Origin of the sequence: Arthrobacter sp. KNU-44, assembly GCF_051843155.1 — a bacterium.
GTDB lineage: Bacteria > Actinomycetota > Actinomycetes > Actinomycetales > Micrococcaceae > Arthrobacter.
In genome coordinates, this window is the sequence record NZ_JBPXNG010000002.1 from 83,834 (window position 1) to 99,367 (window position 15,534).

Consider the following 15,534-nt stretch of genomic DNA (forward strand, 5'->3'; position numbering starts at 1 on the left):
CCTAAGCGCCCCATCCGGCTTGCTGGCCGCCCACGCGGTCCTCGTTGATCTTCTTCTGGTAGCCGCTGGCCTTGAACGCGGTCATCGGGTCCGCGGGTAGCCCGCGCGATTCTCGCCACCCGGCCAGGACCGGCCGGACGTCCGTGTAGAAGGCGTCGTTGAAAATGCCGTTTGCGGCCAGGACGTCGCCTTCACGCTGCGCTTCGGTGAGCGCGTCCGTGTCGATGAGCAGGGCGCGGGCCGTCATTTCCTGGACATTGAGCACGGACCGGATCTGGCCCGGGATCTTCTCCTCCAGGTTGTGGCACTGGTCCAGCATGAGGGCGACGCCCGAATCCTTGCCGAAGCCGCCGCCGCGGATGACTTCGTGCATGATGCGGAACAACTGGAAGGGATCCGCGGCCCCGACGATCAGGTCATCGTCGGCATAGAAGCGCGAGTTGAAGTCGAAGGAGCCCAGCTTGCCCAGGCGCAACAGCTGCATCACGATGAACTCGATGTTGGTGCCCGGGGCATGGTGGCCGGTGTCCAGGCAGACGAAGGCCTTCTCCCCCAGCGCCAGGGTCTGCGCGTAGGAGGTACCCCAGTCCGGAACATCGGTGTGGTAGAAAGCCGGCTCGAAGAACTTGTATTCCAGGACCAGGCGCTGGTTCCCGCCGAGGCCCGTGTAGATCTCCTGAAGGGATTCCGCGAGGCGGTCCTGGCGGCCGCGGATGTCATCCTGGCCCGGATAGTTGGTGCCGTCGGCGAGCCAGATCTTCAGGTCCCGGGAGCCGGTGGCATGCATGATCTCGATGCACTCCAGGTGGTGATCGATCGCCCGGCGGCGTACCGCGGCGTCGGAGGACGTCAGGGAGCCGTACTTGTATTCGTCGTCCTGAAACGTATTGGAGTTGATGGTGCCGAGTCCCACGCCGAGGTCAGCCGCGTAATCGCGGAGTGCGGCGTAATCGTTCACCTTGTCCCACGGGATGTGCAGTGCCACGGTCGGCGCAAGGCCCGTCAGTTCGTGGACTTTCGCAGCGTCAGCCAGCTTCTCCTGGATGGTCCGCGGGGTGCCGGGCGTGCCGAACACCTTGAAGCGTGTGCCCGAGTTGCCGTAGGCCCACGAGGGAACCTCGATGGCCAATTCCTCGAGGCGGCCCAGGGCCGATTCCGTGGTGTTCATGGTTGTTCCTTCTGTTGCCTGTGCTTCGTCGTTGAACGGGAGCGCCAAATTCTGTCTTGAATCGATTCATTCAAGAAACTACTCACACGGTAGGGCCTGCTTCCATGGCGTGTCAACAGTCAATCCCTGAGATAGCCCGGTCGAGACACGTAATATTGATGAAACGGTTTGATTCGATTCATCAATTGGGAGGTTGAGCGTGCCAAGCGGCCCGGGAGCAAAGCTGACAGACGTCGCCGCCCTAGCGAAAGTTTCGGTCGGCACGGTGTCGAATGTCCTCAACCGGCCGGACCAAGTGTCGTTCGACAAGAGGACCCGCGTTCTGGCCGCCATCGAGGAGCTGGGATTCGTGCGCAACGAATCAGCCCGCTCGCTGCGGTCCGGATCCACCAGAAGCCTGGGCATGCTGGTGCTGGACGTGCGCAACCCCTTCTTCACCGATGTCGCTTTGGGCGCTGAAAACGTCGCCGAAGAACACAAGCACTCCCTGATCCTGGCCAACAGCGCCGAAGACGCCGGCCGCGAACAGGCATATCTGGAGCTGTTCGAACAGCAACGCGTCCAAGGAGTCTTGATCACTCCGTACGGACAAGTCCTTCAACGACTCGAAAGAATGCGCGACCGTGGCATCCCCTCTGTGCTCGTCGACAGGCTCGCAAGCACGGATCAGTTCTGCTCGGTCTCAGTGGACGACGTCGCCGGCGGTGCCACCGCTCTGCAACATCTCGTCAGCGTCGGTTCGGTACGCCCGGCATTCGTCGGCGGCCCCTTCACGCTGCAGCAGGTCGAGGACCGCTACCGGGGCGCCAGCGACGCGGCAGCACGCGCGGGCGTACCGCTCCAACTGTTCGAAACCCCGGACCTGAAATTCGAACGCGGGCGCAGGATCGGAGATCTCATAGGGAACCTCCAGCCCGACAAGCGCCCGGACGCCGTGTTTGCCGCCAACGACCAACTGGCCCTAGGCCTCTTGCAATCCTTCGCCGCGAACGGTCTCCGCGTGCCCGAGGACATCGCCATCATCGGGTTCGACGACATCGATTTCGCTTCCCAATCGAGCATCCCGCTCAGCTCCATCAGTCAACCGAGGCAGCTGATCGGCGAGCGCGCCGCGCAACTCCTCCTCGACGAAATCGACGCCGAACCCGGGCAACATGTGCACAGCCAGGTGGTGTTCACCCCGGAACTCGTGGCCAGGCAAAGCACCACGGGCCGCTAGCACTATCGCAGCACGAGAAAATCCGCCTTCGCGGATCCACCCCACTGGTCCTGCGCCGGAACCCATGGGACCGGCGCAGGAGTCCTCACTTGGTCGGGGCGCTCACGTGGTGCTTGCCCGGGCCCAGCTCGCTGGGGAGGCCCCCGGGAAGCTGGACTGTCGCCGTCGTTCCTGTCGGCACGGTGGCGTCGAGGTGCATGGTGCCGTTCTCGATCCTCCATCCGACTTCAGCCATGCCGTACGGGGTCAGGTGGCGCGTAGTGGCGTGGGTGATCCCTCCGCCAGGGAGCGGCCGGATGCCGATCTTCCGGTAGCCCGGTTCGAGGGGTGAAAGGCCGCCGATGACACGGTGCATCCAGTCGGCCACGGCGCCGAGGGCGTAGTGGTTGAAGGAGGTCATCTCCCCGGGGTTGATGGTGCCGTCCGGCAGCATCGAGTCCCACCGTTCCCAAATGGTCGTTCCTCCCTGCTTCACGGCGTAAAGCCAAGAGGGGCATTCCTCTTCGGTGAGCAGATCGTAGGCCGTCCCGACGTGGCCGCCGAGGGTGAGGGCGTCGCTGATGACCGGGGTTCCCGCGAATCCGGTGGCGATGCGTTTCCCGGACTCGGCGACGAGCTCTGCAAGGCGCGCGGCGGCACGGCTTTTCTGACTTTCGGTGGGCAGGAGGTCGAACACGAGCGCGAGTGCGTAGGCGGTCTGTGCATCGCTTGTCATGGTTCCGTCCTCGTGGACGTATCGCCGGGCGAATGCCTGCCGGACGTTTTCGGCCAGTTCCGCGTACCGGACCTCGTCGTCGGTATTGCCCAGGACGTCGGCGATCCGGGAGAGTTGGCGGGCGGACCAGGCAAAGTAGGCGGTGGCGACGAGGTAGCGGTCGGTGCGCGCGTCGGCGGGGTCGTGCGGGGGTGCTGCGGGGTCAAGCCAGTCGCCGAGCTGGAAACCTTCGTCCCAGAGGTGGGTTTCGCCTGCCCGTTCGGCCATGAGGTCGACCCATGCTTTGGAGCTCGCGTACTGGTCGGAGAGCACGCCCTTGTCTCCGAATCGCTCGTACAGGGTCCAGGGGGTGAGTACGGCGACGTCGCCCCACACGGCTCCGGGGATCGTCGCGTCCCACGATCCTGCCTGGACCCAGGGGACGTACCACGGGACGGTCCCGTCCGGGAGCTGTTCATCGGCGACGTCTTTGAGCCAGCCGGCGAGCATCCCGGAGCAGTCGTAGAGGAAGGAAGCCGTGGGGGCGAAGACCTGGATGTCTCCTGTCCATCCGAGCCGTTCGTCGCGCTGGGGGCAGTCCGTGGGAATGCTGACGAAGTTCCCGCGCATGCTCCACCGGACGTTCTCGTGCAGGCGGTTGATGAGCGGGTCGGAGCATTCGAACCAGCCGGTGCGTTCCATGTCGGTGTGGTGGACCCGTGCGATGAGCGCGTCGAGCTTGACGGCGTCGACGGCTCCAGTGATCTCGGCGTAGCGAAAGCCGTGCATGGCGAACCGCGGCTCCCAGTTGTGCTCGGCACTGTCCGCGAGCGTGTATTCGTCGGTGGAGGCGGCCAGGCGCAGCGGCCTCGTGTACAGCTCGCCGTCCTGGAGGACTTCGGCATGGCGAATGGTCACGGTGTCGCCGGGCTTGCCCTGGACGCTGAGCCGGAGCCGGCCGACGAGGTTTTGGCCGAAGTCGATCAGGGTCTTGCCGGAAGGTGATGTCCAGACGCGTTGGGGCGCGAGCTCCTCGGTGCAACGGACGGGCGGTCCTGCGGGGGCCTCGAGGGTGGACTTGGCCAGCTTGGCAGCCAGAACCCCGGACCAAGAGCTGTCGTCAAAGCAGGGCTGCGACCAGCCATCTTGCTCAAGGCGAGCGTCGTAGCGTTCGCCGTCGTAGAAGCTCGCGAAAGTGATGGGACTGTGGGAGGTTCGCCATTCACCGTCGGTGGTGATGACTTCGCTCCGACCGTCCTCGTAGGTGATTTCGAGCTGCGCGAGCAGGGAGGTCCGGTCACCGTACGTGTTCCGAGTGCCTCCTTGGAATCCGATGCGTCCCCGGAACCAACCATCGGCCAGCCACGCGCCGATCGCGTTCTCGCCGTCGACGACGTAGTCGGTGACGTCGAACGTTGAGTAGAGCAGGCGGTGGTCATAGCTCGTCCACCCCGGAGCGAGGACTTCCTCCCCGATCCGCCGGCCGTTGATCTCCACTTCGTACACGCCTTGCCCCGTGACGTAGAGCCTGGCACAAGCAATGTCTGCCTCTGTTGTGAAGGAGCGCCTGAGCAAGGCAGGCGGGTTTTCCACCTCGCGGTCGTACTCCAGGTTCGGCGTGATGGCCACGGCCATCCAGTCCTCGGCAGCCAAGAGGCCAGCCTCGATGGTGAGAGAGTCGCTCCACAGCGATGGGTTGTCATCCTTTCCCCAGACCCGCACCCGCACCTCGACGCGCTCACGCGACGTCAACGCCGGGAACGGCCACTCCACCAGGACGGACTCCGGGGACACGACTTCCGTCGTCACGCGCGCCTTGACGGCCCGTTCGACGGCGATCTCGTACTTGCGCTGTTCCCATCCGGCCGGGGCTTCTGTCTGCCAGGAAAGGCGGGGGCGTGCCTCACCAATGCCAAGGGCGACCGTCCGGTGTTCAGTCTGTAGCCGGACCACGTGAGCCGTGGCTGCAGTGCTTTCTTCTGTCGCTGTGGCTGTTGCCGGGATTGTCATGTGGTACTTCCCAAAGTGTTCTCGAGGTGTGAGGGCAGTGGCGGTCCTGGGACCGCCACTGCCCGGTGATCGGCGCTTGACCCGTGGTGGGCCGGAGTTGCTAAGAGCCTGAGGTGTAGGCGGTGTCCATTTGCTTCAGGGCCCCTGTAGTGTCCGTCTTGCCGGCAAGGAGGTCCTGAACTACCTGGAAGAGGGTCTGCTGGACGCGGGCGTTGGGCCAGTTCTGGTCCATGAACGCGTCCGTCTTGCCGCCCTTCTGGTATTCCTGCAGCGTGCTGAGTGCGGGGTCGACCTTGAAGGCGTCGTTCGGGACCGCCGGAAGGGCCTTGTTGGTCTGTGCGTAGAGGTTCATGCCGTCAGGACTCTCGAGGAAGTTGACGAACTTGATGGCCAGGTCCTTGTTCTTCGCGTGCGCATTCACCCCGTAGGTCGATCCGGCCGCACCAGCCATGCGGGTCTCAGCAGCGTTGTCGCTGACCGGGACCGGAAGCATGTTCAACTCGGTGCCCTTCGGCGCCTGGGTGCTGATCGCGGCCACGGCTGAGTTCACCTGCACCACGCTGAGAGCGTCGCCCTTGGCGACGGCCGCAAGGCTCGCGTTGTAGTCAGTTCCGAGGGGGTTGGCCTGGAAGCAGCCGGCCTTCTGCATCTCGGTGTACTTGTTGAGCGCGTCGGTCCACTTCGAGTCACTGAAGGTGGCCTTCTTGTCGGTCATGTCCTGGGGAAAGTTCGGATTCGGACCGTAGACAAGGGTGGGGGTCAAGGCATACGGGATGAGCTGGGTGACCCAGTTGGTCTGCGCGCCGAGCTCGAAAGCTGTCTTGCCCTTGGCCTTCGCGGCGGAGCAGAACTGCAGTAGTCCGCTCCAGGTGGTCGGGGGCGTCAGGCCCGCCTGAGTCATGGCGGTCATGTTGTAGACCGCGCCGATGCCAGAGAACGTGACGGAGGCGCTGTAGGTCTTACCGTTGTACTGGGTGACCGGCTTGATACCCGCCGGGAAGCTGTTGGCCCAGGACTGGCTGGAAAGATCTTCGAGGAAACCGGCCTTGCCGACCACGCGGGTAGCCATGGGGTTGCCGTCCCCGGGCCAGACGAAGACGACATCCGGGGCGGTCCCCGAGGAGAGCTGGGTGCGGGTGGTGGTCTGGTACTGGTCCAGTGCCGACGTCGTATACTTCACGTCCACGCCCGGATTCTGCTCCTTGAACTTCGCGACAACGGCGTCGAGGGCGGGCTTTTCGTTGGTCGTGGCCGCGAGGGTCAAGGTCTTCCCGTCCCCAGCGCCGACACCGGCATTGGAACTGCCTCCGCTGCAAGCGGTGAGGCCGAGGGCCGCGGCGACGGCGACCGAGAGGGCCAGAAGGCTCTTCTTGTGCATTGTGTTGCTCTCCTTTGAACTGCAGCCAGGGCGCTGCCTAGGTAAAGACGTGAGGACCGGACGGCCTCACGAAGGTGAGGTGCGGGGACTAGCCTTTGAGACCGCTGGCGAAGCCCTTGATGATGGTGTTCTGCATCGCGAAGTAGGCGATGAGGATCGGCGCGATAGTGATGACCAAGCCGGCGAAGACCAGGTTCCACTGCGAGACGTACTGGCTGACGAACGAGAACAGGGCGACCGGTACGGTCTGCTGGTTGCTGCCGCTCAGGTACAGCAAGGGGGTCAGGAAGTCGTTCCAGACGTGGAGGACGTTCAGGATGACGACCGTGCCGGTGATTGGACGCACTAACGGGAAGATCACCGAGAAGAAGCTCCGCAGCGGGCCGGCCCCGTCGATCGCGGCGGCCTCCTCATAGTCGAGGGGAACCGCACGGATGAACCCCGTATAGAGGAACACCGAGAATGGAACCTGCAAACCGGCGTAGTACAGGACCAGGGAGATCGGGTTGCCGAGCAGGCCCAGGTCCCGGATGGTCGTGTAGAGCGGGATGAGGGCAAGCTGGAAGGGCAGGAGCAGCCCCAGCATGAAGACAAAGAACAGCCACTTCGACCATCTCTTCGTCACCCGGGCCAGGGGGTAGGCGGCCAGTGCCGAGATCACGACGATGATCAGCACGCTGAACACGGTGACGAAAGCGCTGGTCAGCAGGGCCTGGCCCAGGTTGGCCTGGCTCCACGCATCGGAGAAGTTCTGGAACGTGATGTTGGTGACCGGAGCCAGAGGGGAGGACTGGTCGTCCGGGGTCTTCAGTGCGAGATTGACCAGTATGTAGACGGGGAGGAAGAAGAGGACGCCGACGAGGACCATGACAGCCTCGAGGACGAACGTCCGCCAGGTGTAGCGGTTCACTTGGAGCCTCCCTGCTTGCCGAGGAGCTTGTATTGAGCGGTGGAAAGGATCGCGACGAAGGCCGTCAGGACCAGTGCCATGGCAATGCCGTAGCTGAAGTCGCCGAACTGGAAAGCGTTCTTGTAGATCAGGGTCGACATGGTGTCGGTCGACGTTCCGGGGCCGCCGGAAGTCATGACCCACACCTGGTCGAACAGTTTCAGGCCACCGATGATCGAGAGCATCAGGTTGATCGTGATCGCTGGCGCCAGTTCCGGGCGGACGACGTACCAGAACCGGCAGAACGGGCCAGCGCCGTCAATCCTGGAGGCCTCGAGGACATCCTCGGGGACTCCTTGGAGGCCGGCCAGGAAGATCACCATGGAGTAGCCGGCGAATTGCCAAACCACCGTCGCGACGATGGACCATAGGGCGATGTCGGCGTCTCCAAGCCAATCGTGCTGGAGGGCTCCGAGACCGAAGAACCCCAGCATCTGATTGATCGCCCCATCAGGGGTCATGAGGTACTTCCACAGGTAGCCGGTGGCCACCGGTGTAATCACTGCCGGAGTGAAGAGGGCCACCCGCAGGATGTTGCGGCTCTTGATCTTGCTATGCACGCCCAAGGCCAGCAACAGGCCGATGAGGTTCTGCACCACGGTGATCGCCAACGCAATCAGGAGCGTGTGGACCACGGCGCCGACTCCCCCAGGGTCCTTGAGAAGGCGCTCGAACTGGGCCAGGCCCACGAAGTCCTTGGTGGCCGAGAGCCCATCCCAGTTGGTGAACGCGTAGGCGGCGCCCTGCACGCTTGGCCACAGGACAATGAACAGGAAGAACACAAGGGCCGGAACTACGAACCACCACGGGACCGTACCGATCCGCCGGGCGGTGAATTTCCGGGTGCGGCGGTCAAGGGGCGAAACGGGCGCGGCGGCCTCGGCCACCGCCAGCGACTGGCTCTCTGCCGGGCTCACTGCGTCCCTCCCGGCAATGACTGCACCCGGGTGCTGATCCAACGAATCACGGGAACCTCTCCATCGAGTAGAAAACGTTACTGAATTGAAGCGCTTCATCTGGAATTAGAGTAGGGGTCGGATGTGATGTGCGTCAATAGCTTTTGAAACGATTTAATTCTGGCCCCATCGGGGATCACCAGCTTGACCGCGTCCGCACGGCCTTCTATTCTTGCGTGAAGCCATAAATGAAGCGCTTTAGGATTGAGGGACCAGCCGCGTGACTAGCCAGACCGCAGACGGGGGCCGGGCCCCCAGTATGCAGGACGTCGCGCGCCTTGCCGGAGTATCACTTGGGACCGTTTCGCATGCGTTGAACAAGCCGGAGAAAGTCTCGGCGCGTTCGCTCCAGAAGGTGCTCGCCGCCGTCGAGCAGTTGGGCTTTGTTCCGAACAGCGCCGCCCGTTCGCTCGCGGCAGGCAGTAGCAGCACTGTCGGATTAGTCCTCACCGACATCGATAACTCACTCTTTGTGGACATTGCGAGAGGGGCCGAAGACGAGGCACGCACCTCGGGCCATGCCGTCCTGCTGGCCAACAGCGACGTCGATTTCAAACGTCAGGAGTCTTATCTGGACATCTTCGACGAGGCGCGGGTGGCGGGCATATTGTTCACGCCTTTGAATGCAAGTCTTGAAGGTGTCGACCGCGTCCGCCGTCACGGGCGCAGGATAGTTCTGGTCAACTACGCGGGCGGCCGCCAGGACTGCTGCGCGGTCCTCTCGGACGAGGAACACGGCGGTTACATGGCCGCACGGCACCTCCTTGAACTCGGCAGGCGCCGGTTGTTGTTCGCCGGAGGTCCCGAGGATTTCCACGCCGTCAAGGAGCGGCGCAACGGCGCCCTCCGGGCCGTGATGGAGGCCGGCAACGCCACCCTCGAGATCATCCCTTCACGTCGCCTCAAGAGCGATGAAGGGCGCACAATCGCCGCAGAAGTGACCGACCGGCCGGCCGACCGCGTTCCGGACGGAATTCTTTCGCCCTCGGACCGCATTGCGGCGGGGATCATCCACGAGCTCATGGCAAGAGGCCTGCGGGTGCCCGACGACGTCGCCGTCATCGGCTATGACAACAACCACTTCGCCACCGAAGTCGCCATCTCCATGTCCACCGTCGCTCAGGACGGACACAGAATGGGCGCTGAAGCAATCACCCTTTTGCTCGACGAGATCCGGAATCCCGACCACGAACACCGCATCCTGACCCTTAAGCCGCGTCTGATCCTTCGCGAGAGCACTCTGGGACCCAACGGAAGGCCCGTGCTGGAAGAAGACGGCAAACTGCCGCTCGAAGCCTGAGCCGACTAATACATCGTGTTTGGGGGCCCGCGCCACGAGCGGGTCAATTGCCGGTATCGCTGCGGAAACTTTCCCGCCTATAGAGGTGTCCGATCGAGGCACGGAAATCCGCCTCCGGCCTGGCATCGAGGGCGGTGCACGGAAAAAGTGTTGACACTGTCAACGCACCGGGAATGCCACCTAATGGACCAGGGAGATCCGAACTTCTGCCGGCCGCGCGGCTTATTTCCTGGCCGGACCAGCGGTCATGTATTCGCGCAGTCCAGGGATGGCGAAGTCCACGAGCCCGTAACCTGCCGCTTCGATCAGACCCGCATCCATCAACCGCGTCCGGTAGTTACCAACGGCATTCGGCCGCATCCCCGTACGCCTGCCAATATCGGCGGTCGACGACTGGCCGGGATCTTCGGCCATGGCCTGCAGGAAATCACGGTCCCGCCCGGACGTCGTAGACAGCGCCGCTTCAATGACCACCCTCTCGTTCCGACGCCGGCCCGCCGTCACTGCCCGGCTAACGGCGGCGGCATCCAGACCGCCCGGGGCCTTTTCGGCTTCCCGCCAGAGGTAATAGCCGATCAGCTGGATCAGGAACGGGTAACCTCCCGTGCCCACCGCCGCGACCTTGGCGAGGTCGCTGTCCAGAGGGACGCCCGCAGAGGAGAAGGTTTCGGTGAACGAGCGCTCCACCTCCGCGATCGATGCCGCATGCAGATCGATCCGGTCAGCGCGCCGCAGGAACGTGGCCACTCCCTCGTTCAGCAAATCGGAAACAGCGGCAGGCAAACCCGCGAAGATCAGCCCGATCGGCAGGCCCTCGCGAATGAAATGCTGGACATCCGCGGCAAGCTGGGACAACTCGGCCCGGTCCGCCGCGTGAATCTCATCAACCGTGATGACCAACCCCGTCCCCCGATCCGCCAGCAAACGCAAAAGCGCCGCTCCGCGCGCCCGCCAGTCGACCTGCTCCTCCGGGGCAAGCTGGGTCGTGACCGAGAACCCGGCCACCGACACCCCCGTCACCCGCCGTCCTGTCGGCCCCTCCCCGAGTTCGTTCGTCAGCCTGCGCATCGCCTCCCCGATACGGCTCAGGAACCCGCCGGTCGCGGTCTCGGACACCACGGCCCAGCCACCGGCCACGGCCAGGTCCTCGGCGGCACCGAGCATGACGGTCTTGCCGATGCCCCTCGCCCCGGTGAAGATGGTCAGAAGTCCCGGCGCCCCCGACCCGATCCGCAGACCATAGGCGAACTCGTCCAGCACTCCGCCGCGCCCGATAAGATCCGGCGGCGTCGCCCCAGCCGTCGGCCGAAAAGGGTTCTCCACACCTGCTCCTGTGAATGTCGATGAATCATATGAATCCTGTGAATCTCACCCTACCAACCAGCCAACCGTTTGCGGGAAGACTGAACGCAAACTGGCCTCGAACCGCATTCCGGCCCCCGGAAACACTGGAAACTCTTGAACTCTTGAACTCTTGAACTCTTGAACTCTTGAACTCTTGAACTCTTGAAAACATAGGCAATCCGAGCCAATCCGCCCGATGTACGACCCAGTCCGACGGAAAAAGTCTGACATTGTCAACACTTCCTTTTTTGCCCGTTGTGAATCCGTTCCGCTGCGAAGCCAAGGGGTGCATGAGTGATTGTCCAGGTTTTCGGGTCAGGCGATCTGGATCCGTTCGTCGCCGAGTTCGACCTCGACACGAAGCCGGCCACCGACCGCTTCGACGTATTTCCGCAGCGTGTCGACCTGGGCGCGGTCGATGTCGCCGTGCTCAATGCGAGAGACCCTGTTCTGGCTGACGTGCAGGCGCGCAGCCAGCTCGACCTGAGTCAGCTCCGATGCCTCGCGGAGCTCACGAAGCCGGTACGCCCGGACCTCATCGAGCAGGTGCTTCTTATGTGCCTCGACCGCAGCCCGGTCGACAGGCCGCTTGGCCAGCATCTCTTCGATAGTCTTTGCCATTACGATCCTCCTTTCAGAATTCTCAGATGATCATCGAACAGCGCATCCGCAATCGGGATGTTCGTTTTGTACCACTTGCTCCAGTTGCCTGCCTTGTCACCTGCGACAAGCAGGATCGCATGCCGCTCAGGGTCAAAGGCGAACAGGATCCGCAGCTCCGGACGGCCACTCGACCCCGACCGAAGTTCCTTCATGTTCCTGTGCCGCGAACGAACCACCGCATCGACCAGCGGACGGCCAAGCTGCGGCCCACGCCCTCAGCCACCACTCCACCGACGCAACGTCAACATTCCAAACCGACCCAATGATACAACCCACAGGTTATACAACTCAAGGGCTATATCCATGGGGAGCAGACACTCGCCGTGGAACTCCGCTGCACCTGGACTGGGGACCGGAAAAACACCACAACGTGGATGCCAACGGCAACTGCTCGGTGCCGTACCAACTCACCCTGCAGAATTCCGGATCCATCGGGGAAATCTGCCGCATCGTCCACGCAGCACGACTGATGGCCCTGTGGCCGACCATGATCCTGCCCGCACGCTGCAGGCAGCTCTGGGAAGCCGCCTTTCCCAGCTCCCCGCGACCCGCGAAGCAACGGAACACCCATCATGGACGACACTCAGCGCGTAGCAGCCAGGATCGCACTTGCCGTCCTGGCGGCTGATGGCTTCATCCTCGCCGGCGTCCAGGCATTGATCGACACGGCATCACCGACTGCCTCTCGGACGACAGCGATCTCTTTGCCCTCCACCGCAGCCACACCGCGCAACCTTCGCCGCATCGGTACAGAAAATGACCGCCGCCCCCAAGACCGTGGGATACCCCGTCGAGATCACCCGACAACGCGAGGAGTTCGCCGGCTTCCCGGTGGGACACGACGAGGAAGCCGTCGTCATCGGCCTCAGACTGGACTAGTCCTCCAGCGCTCCGTTGCAGAGCCGGTTGACCACTTCGGTGAGCATCGCCAGGCCTGCAACGATGTCCTGGTCCTTGGTGTATTCGTGCTCGTTGTGGGAGATGCCGTCCACGCTGGGAACAAAGAGCATCACTGTGGGAACGATGTCCTTCATGTTGGTGGAATCGTGCCCGGCCAAGGTCATGACTTCCTTGTTGGACAGCCCCAGGTCGGCGGCAACCTTGGCGGCGAGTTCCACGCCCTCGGGCTGGTACGGAGTGACCGGCCACGAGTGCGAATGGTGCTGTTCCACGGAAACGTTGGCCAGCGCCTCGATTTCCGCGATACGTTCGTGCAGCAGGGCATCGGCTTGGGCCAGTACGGATTCGTCGGCACTGCGCAGGTCCAGCAGCAGGCTCACCCGGGACGGCACTACAACGGGCGAGTTCGGGTAGACGTTCAGCTGCCCCACAGAGGTGTGGAGCACACCGGAGAAACGGTTGGCGATGTCCCGGGCGGCAACCACCAGCATCGAGGCTCCCAGGAGGGCGTCCTTGCGGTCCGCGATCACTGTGGAGCCTGTGTGCGCCTGTTCGCCGTGAACCACGAATTCGTACTTGTTGGCTGCCCAGTTGGAGGACACCAGGCCAATCGTGATGCCTTCCCGTTCCATGCTGCGGCCTTGTTCGATGTGGATTTCGGCACAGTATGCCGCCTCGGGTCCTTCGTAGGAACCACGGCAAGCGATGGCGTCCAGGGCGTCCTGTACGGAAATCCCGGCCGCGTCCGTGGTGGCCAGCGCCGTCTCCAGCGCGAGCTTGCCCGTGTACACGGAGGAACCCATCATGGACGGCTTGAAGCGGCTGCCCTCCTCGTTGAACCAGTTCACGACGGCGATATTGAACTTGGGTGCCGCAGCTCCCGGCGCGTTCCACTGGGCAACCAGCCGGAAGGCCGCATGCGCGGCGGCCAGGACACCGTAGGCACCGTCGTAGCGTCCCGCCGTCGGCTGGGAATCCATGTGCGAGCCAACCACAACAAACGGAGCTCCCGGGGCGGCCTCGTAGAGTCCCCACTGGTTGCCGACACGGTCGAAACGGACTGTGAATCCCCGGGATTCCAGCAAGCTCGTGAGCCAGTGCCGCTGTTCGCCGTCGGGCTGGCTGGCGGCTTGCCTGTCCACTCCGCCGTTCGGGGTGGCGCCGAAAGCGCTCATGGTGTGGAAGTCCTGGACGAAGGCGGTGTCCTGGGCGGTGAAGCTGGTGGTGGAAGTCATTGGTTCCCCTATGAACTGTGCTTAACGTATGAAGTGTGGTGGACTGCGGTCAAAGTGTTATGGGTAAAGCGGCCGCCGACGGCCGTAGCCAGGACCTGCAACTCCGCGATATTGCCGGCAGCAAGCGGTGACCCCGACAGGACAGCGAAATCGGCAAGCTTGCCGGGAGCCAAAGACCCTTTCGCGGCCGACATTCCGGTCGCAGCAGCCGCCCCAGTGGTGTATGCGGCTAGCGCCTCGTACGGAGTGAGCCGCTCTGCAGGGTTGCCGAACACGACGCCGGAGGATGTCCGCCGGTCCACGAAAGCTTGCATGCCGCGCAGAACGTTGCCGTCCGCGACGGGACGGTCGGAGCTTCCGGCCAAGGTCACCCCGGCGGACAGGAACGACGACGCGCGGTACGCCCAGGGCAACCGGTCGGGGCCGAGCGACGCCGACATGCCGTCGCCGCCGTCGTGGAAGAAGCTGGCTTGTGGGGTCACGGCGATGCCTAGGGCGGCCAAACGCTCCAGTTGTTCCGGCCTGGTCATGGAGGCGTGCTCGATGCGGTTCGGCACAACGCGCGGGCGGTACTTCGCGTCGCACTCCGCGAGGATGTCGATCGCGAGGTCCACGGCCCGGTCTCCTATGGCGTGGGCAGCAATCGACCATCCGGCAGCGTAGGCGGCCTCGATCCGTTCCCGCAGCAGGGCAGGTTCGGCTTGGAAGTAGCCGGTGTTGCCCGTGTTGTCCTTCTGCGCGCGGCTGCAGTACTCATGGCTGACCGCGGCGGTTTCGCCGAGGAGCGAACCGTCGAGGAAGACCTTGGCGGGGCCAAGGGAGAGATAATCGTTGCCGAATCCGCTCGTTATTCCCAAGTCCAAGCCTGCCGCACCGGAACCGTCGTCGCCATGACCGCCAAGCCGGTGCAAAACGTCCAGCACCGGCATCACTTGGGCGCGAGCGTGGAGCCTGCCATTGGCCGCGGCCCGCTGGTAGGCGGCAAGTTCCACCGGACTGTGGCCGATCCAACCTCCGCCGACGCCCGCTTCGGTGAAGCTCGTGATGCCCTCGGAGGCGTAGTGACGTGTGGCCTGCTCCAGGGCTGCCTCGATCTCGCTGATCGAATACGGCAGGATCAGCTGCTGGATCAGTTCCTGTGCCGTCTCCTGCACGAGTCCCGTGGGACGCCCCGCCGCGTCGCGGACGATCACGCCGCCGTCGGGATCCGCGTACGACGGCGACTCGGCACCTGCCAGCCGCAGCGCGGCTGTGTTGACCACGGCCATGTGCCCGGAGTTGTGCCGCATGAAAAGCGGCCTCTCCCCCGTGATGCGGTCAAGTTCACGAATGTCCGGGAACGCGCCGTCGTGCTGCTGCTGGCTGAAGCCAGTGGCCATGAGCCAGGCCTTTGCCTCAACGCGAGCGGCGTCAGTGCCCGAAGCCGAGACGGCAGCTTGCAGAAACGCGTACAGCTCCCCCAGCCCCCGCGCCGTGGACACATCCAGTTCCGCAAGGCCCAACCCGAACCACGTGGTGTGGCAATGGGCGTCGATGAACCCGGGGGTCACCGTGGCACCGTCGAGGTCCAGGATCTCTGCGGCGTCGAGGCCGTCCACATCTTCATCGAGCCCCACCACGAGGCCCTGCCAGATTCCCAGCGAACTAGCAGATGGCCTCTCCGGGTCCATCGTGATGACGTCCGCGTTGCGCAGGAGCAGGTCCAGTTTCATACCTGC

The 15,534-nt window shown here is 63.8% G+C and carries 12 protein-coding genes and 1 pseudogene; 3 read left to right on the plus strand and 10 right to left on the minus strand.

What is annotated here, in order from left to right; all coding sequences use genetic code 11:
• Position 1: 1 nt before the first annotated feature.
• Positions 2-1,168 (minus strand): L-rhamnose isomerase, encoded by a 1,167-nt coding sequence (gene rhaI, locus ACSVHC_RS01270; protein ID WP_439180442.1) that lies wholly within the window; start codon positions 1,166-1,168, stop codon positions 2-4.
• A 199-nt stretch (positions 1,169-1,367) separates the two neighbouring features.
• Here rhaI and ACSVHC_RS01275 point away from each other — a divergent pair, with 199 nt between their 5' ends.
• Positions 1,368-2,387, plus strand: coding sequence for a LacI family DNA-binding transcriptional regulator (locus ACSVHC_RS01275; protein WP_439180443.1), 1,020 nt, complete (start codon positions 1,368-1,370; stop codon positions 2,385-2,387).
• Positions 2,388-2,472: 85 nt separating this feature from the next.
• On the opposite strand, the gene ACSVHC_RS01280 is transcribed toward ACSVHC_RS01275, so the two are convergent.
• From ACSVHC_RS01280 to ACSVHC_RS01295, 4 genes are all read right to left on the minus strand, one after another.
• Positions 2,473-5,091, minus strand: a complete 2,619-nt coding sequence (locus ACSVHC_RS01280) for a glycoside hydrolase family 78 protein (RefSeq protein WP_439180444.1) — start codon at positions 5,089-5,091, stop codon at positions 2,473-2,475.
• Between the two features lie 100 nt (positions 5,092-5,191).
• Positions 5,192-6,469 carry an ABC transporter substrate-binding protein gene (locus ACSVHC_RS01285; protein WP_439180445.1) on the minus strand — a complete coding sequence of 426 codons (1,278 nt, stop codon included), beginning with the start codon at positions 6,467-6,469 and terminating at the stop codon, positions 5,192-5,194.
• A gap of 88 nt (positions 6,470-6,557) precedes the next feature.
• Positions 6,558-7,379, minus strand: a complete 822-nt coding sequence (locus tag ACSVHC_RS01290; protein ID WP_439180446.1) for a carbohydrate ABC transporter permease — start codon at positions 7,377-7,379, stop codon at positions 6,558-6,560.
• Positions 7,376-8,335 (minus strand): carbohydrate ABC transporter permease, encoded by a 960-nt coding sequence (locus tag ACSVHC_RS01295; protein ID WP_439180447.1) that lies wholly within the window; start codon positions 8,333-8,335, stop codon positions 7,376-7,378. The genes ACSVHC_RS01290 and ACSVHC_RS01295 overlap by 4 nt, the downstream gene beginning before the upstream one ends.
• A 259-nt stretch (positions 8,336-8,594) precedes the next feature.
• Between ACSVHC_RS01295 and ACSVHC_RS01300 the strand changes: the two genes are divergently transcribed.
• On the plus strand, positions 8,595-9,674 hold the full coding sequence (locus tag ACSVHC_RS01300; protein ID WP_439180448.1) for a LacI family DNA-binding transcriptional regulator: 1,080 nt from the start codon (positions 8,595-8,597) through the stop codon (positions 9,672-9,674).
• A gap of 222 nt (positions 9,675-9,896) precedes the next feature.
• Here the strand turns inward: ACSVHC_RS01300 and ACSVHC_RS01305 are convergent, their stop codons facing one another.
• From ACSVHC_RS01305 to ACSVHC_RS01315, 3 genes and pseudogenes are all read right to left on the minus strand, one after another.
• A complete protein-coding gene (locus ACSVHC_RS01305; RefSeq protein WP_439180449.1) occupies positions 9,897-10,997 on the minus strand; it encodes an ATP-binding protein in 1,101 nt (366 codons plus the stop codon).
• 336 nt (positions 10,998-11,333) lie between these two features.
• Complete coding sequence (locus ACSVHC_RS01310) at positions 11,334-11,639, minus strand: helix-turn-helix domain-containing protein (RefSeq protein ID WP_439180450.1); 306 nt, start codon at positions 11,637-11,639, stop codon at positions 11,334-11,336.
• A pseudogene (locus ACSVHC_RS01315) lies at positions 11,639-11,881 on the minus strand (type II toxin-antitoxin system RelE/ParE family toxin); the annotation flags it as partial. The gene ACSVHC_RS01310 and the pseudogene ACSVHC_RS01315, both read right to left, overlap by 1 nt.
• A gap of 556 nt (positions 11,882-12,437) precedes the next feature.
• Here ACSVHC_RS01315 and ACSVHC_RS01320 point away from each other — a divergent pair.
• On the plus strand, positions 12,438-12,560 hold the full coding sequence (locus tag ACSVHC_RS01320; RefSeq protein WP_439180451.1) for a hypothetical protein: 123 nt from the start codon (positions 12,438-12,440) through the stop codon (positions 12,558-12,560).
• Here the strand turns inward: ACSVHC_RS01320 and ACSVHC_RS01325 are convergent.
• A complete protein-coding gene (locus tag ACSVHC_RS01325; RefSeq protein ID WP_439180453.1) occupies positions 12,557-13,816 on the minus strand; it encodes a M20 family metallo-hydrolase in 1,260 nt (419 codons plus the stop codon). The genes ACSVHC_RS01320 and ACSVHC_RS01325 overlap by 4 nt on opposite strands.
• Before the next feature lie 8 nt (positions 13,817-13,824).
• Positions 13,825-15,528: an amidohydrolase gene (locus ACSVHC_RS01330; protein WP_439180454.1), complete on the minus strand. Its 1,704-nt coding sequence runs from the start codon at positions 15,526-15,528 to the stop codon at positions 13,825-13,827.
• Between the last annotated feature and the right edge of the window lie 6 nt (positions 15,529-15,534).

Excerpts from the sequence above, each read along its gene's own strand:
- rhaI (WP_439180442.1), bottom strand. The coding sequence starts at position 1,168 with ATGAACACCACGGAATCGGCCCTGGGCCGCCTCGAGGAATTGGCCATC.
- ACSVHC_RS01280 (WP_439180444.1), bottom strand. The coding sequence starts at position 5,091 with ATGACAATCCCGGCAACAGCCACAGCGACAGAAGAAAGCACTGCAGCC.
- ACSVHC_RS01285 (WP_439180445.1), bottom strand. The coding sequence starts at position 6,469 with ATGCACAAGAAGAGCCTTCTGGCCCTCTCGGTCGCCGTCGCCGCGGCC.
- ACSVHC_RS01310 (WP_439180450.1), bottom strand. The coding sequence starts at position 11,639 with ATGGCAAAGACTATCGAAGAGATGCTGGCCAAGCGGCCTGTCGACCGG.
- ACSVHC_RS01320 (WP_439180451.1), top strand. The coding sequence starts at position 12,438 with ATGACCGCCGCCCCCAAGACCGTGGGATACCCCGTCGAGATCACCCGA.
- ACSVHC_RS01325 (WP_439180453.1), bottom strand. The coding sequence starts at position 13,816 with ATGACTTCCACCACCAGCTTCACCGCCCAGGACACCGCCTTCGTCCAG.
- ACSVHC_RS01330 (WP_439180454.1), bottom strand. The coding sequence starts at position 15,528 with ATGAAACTGGACCTGCTCCTGCGCAACGCGGACGTCATCACGATGGAC.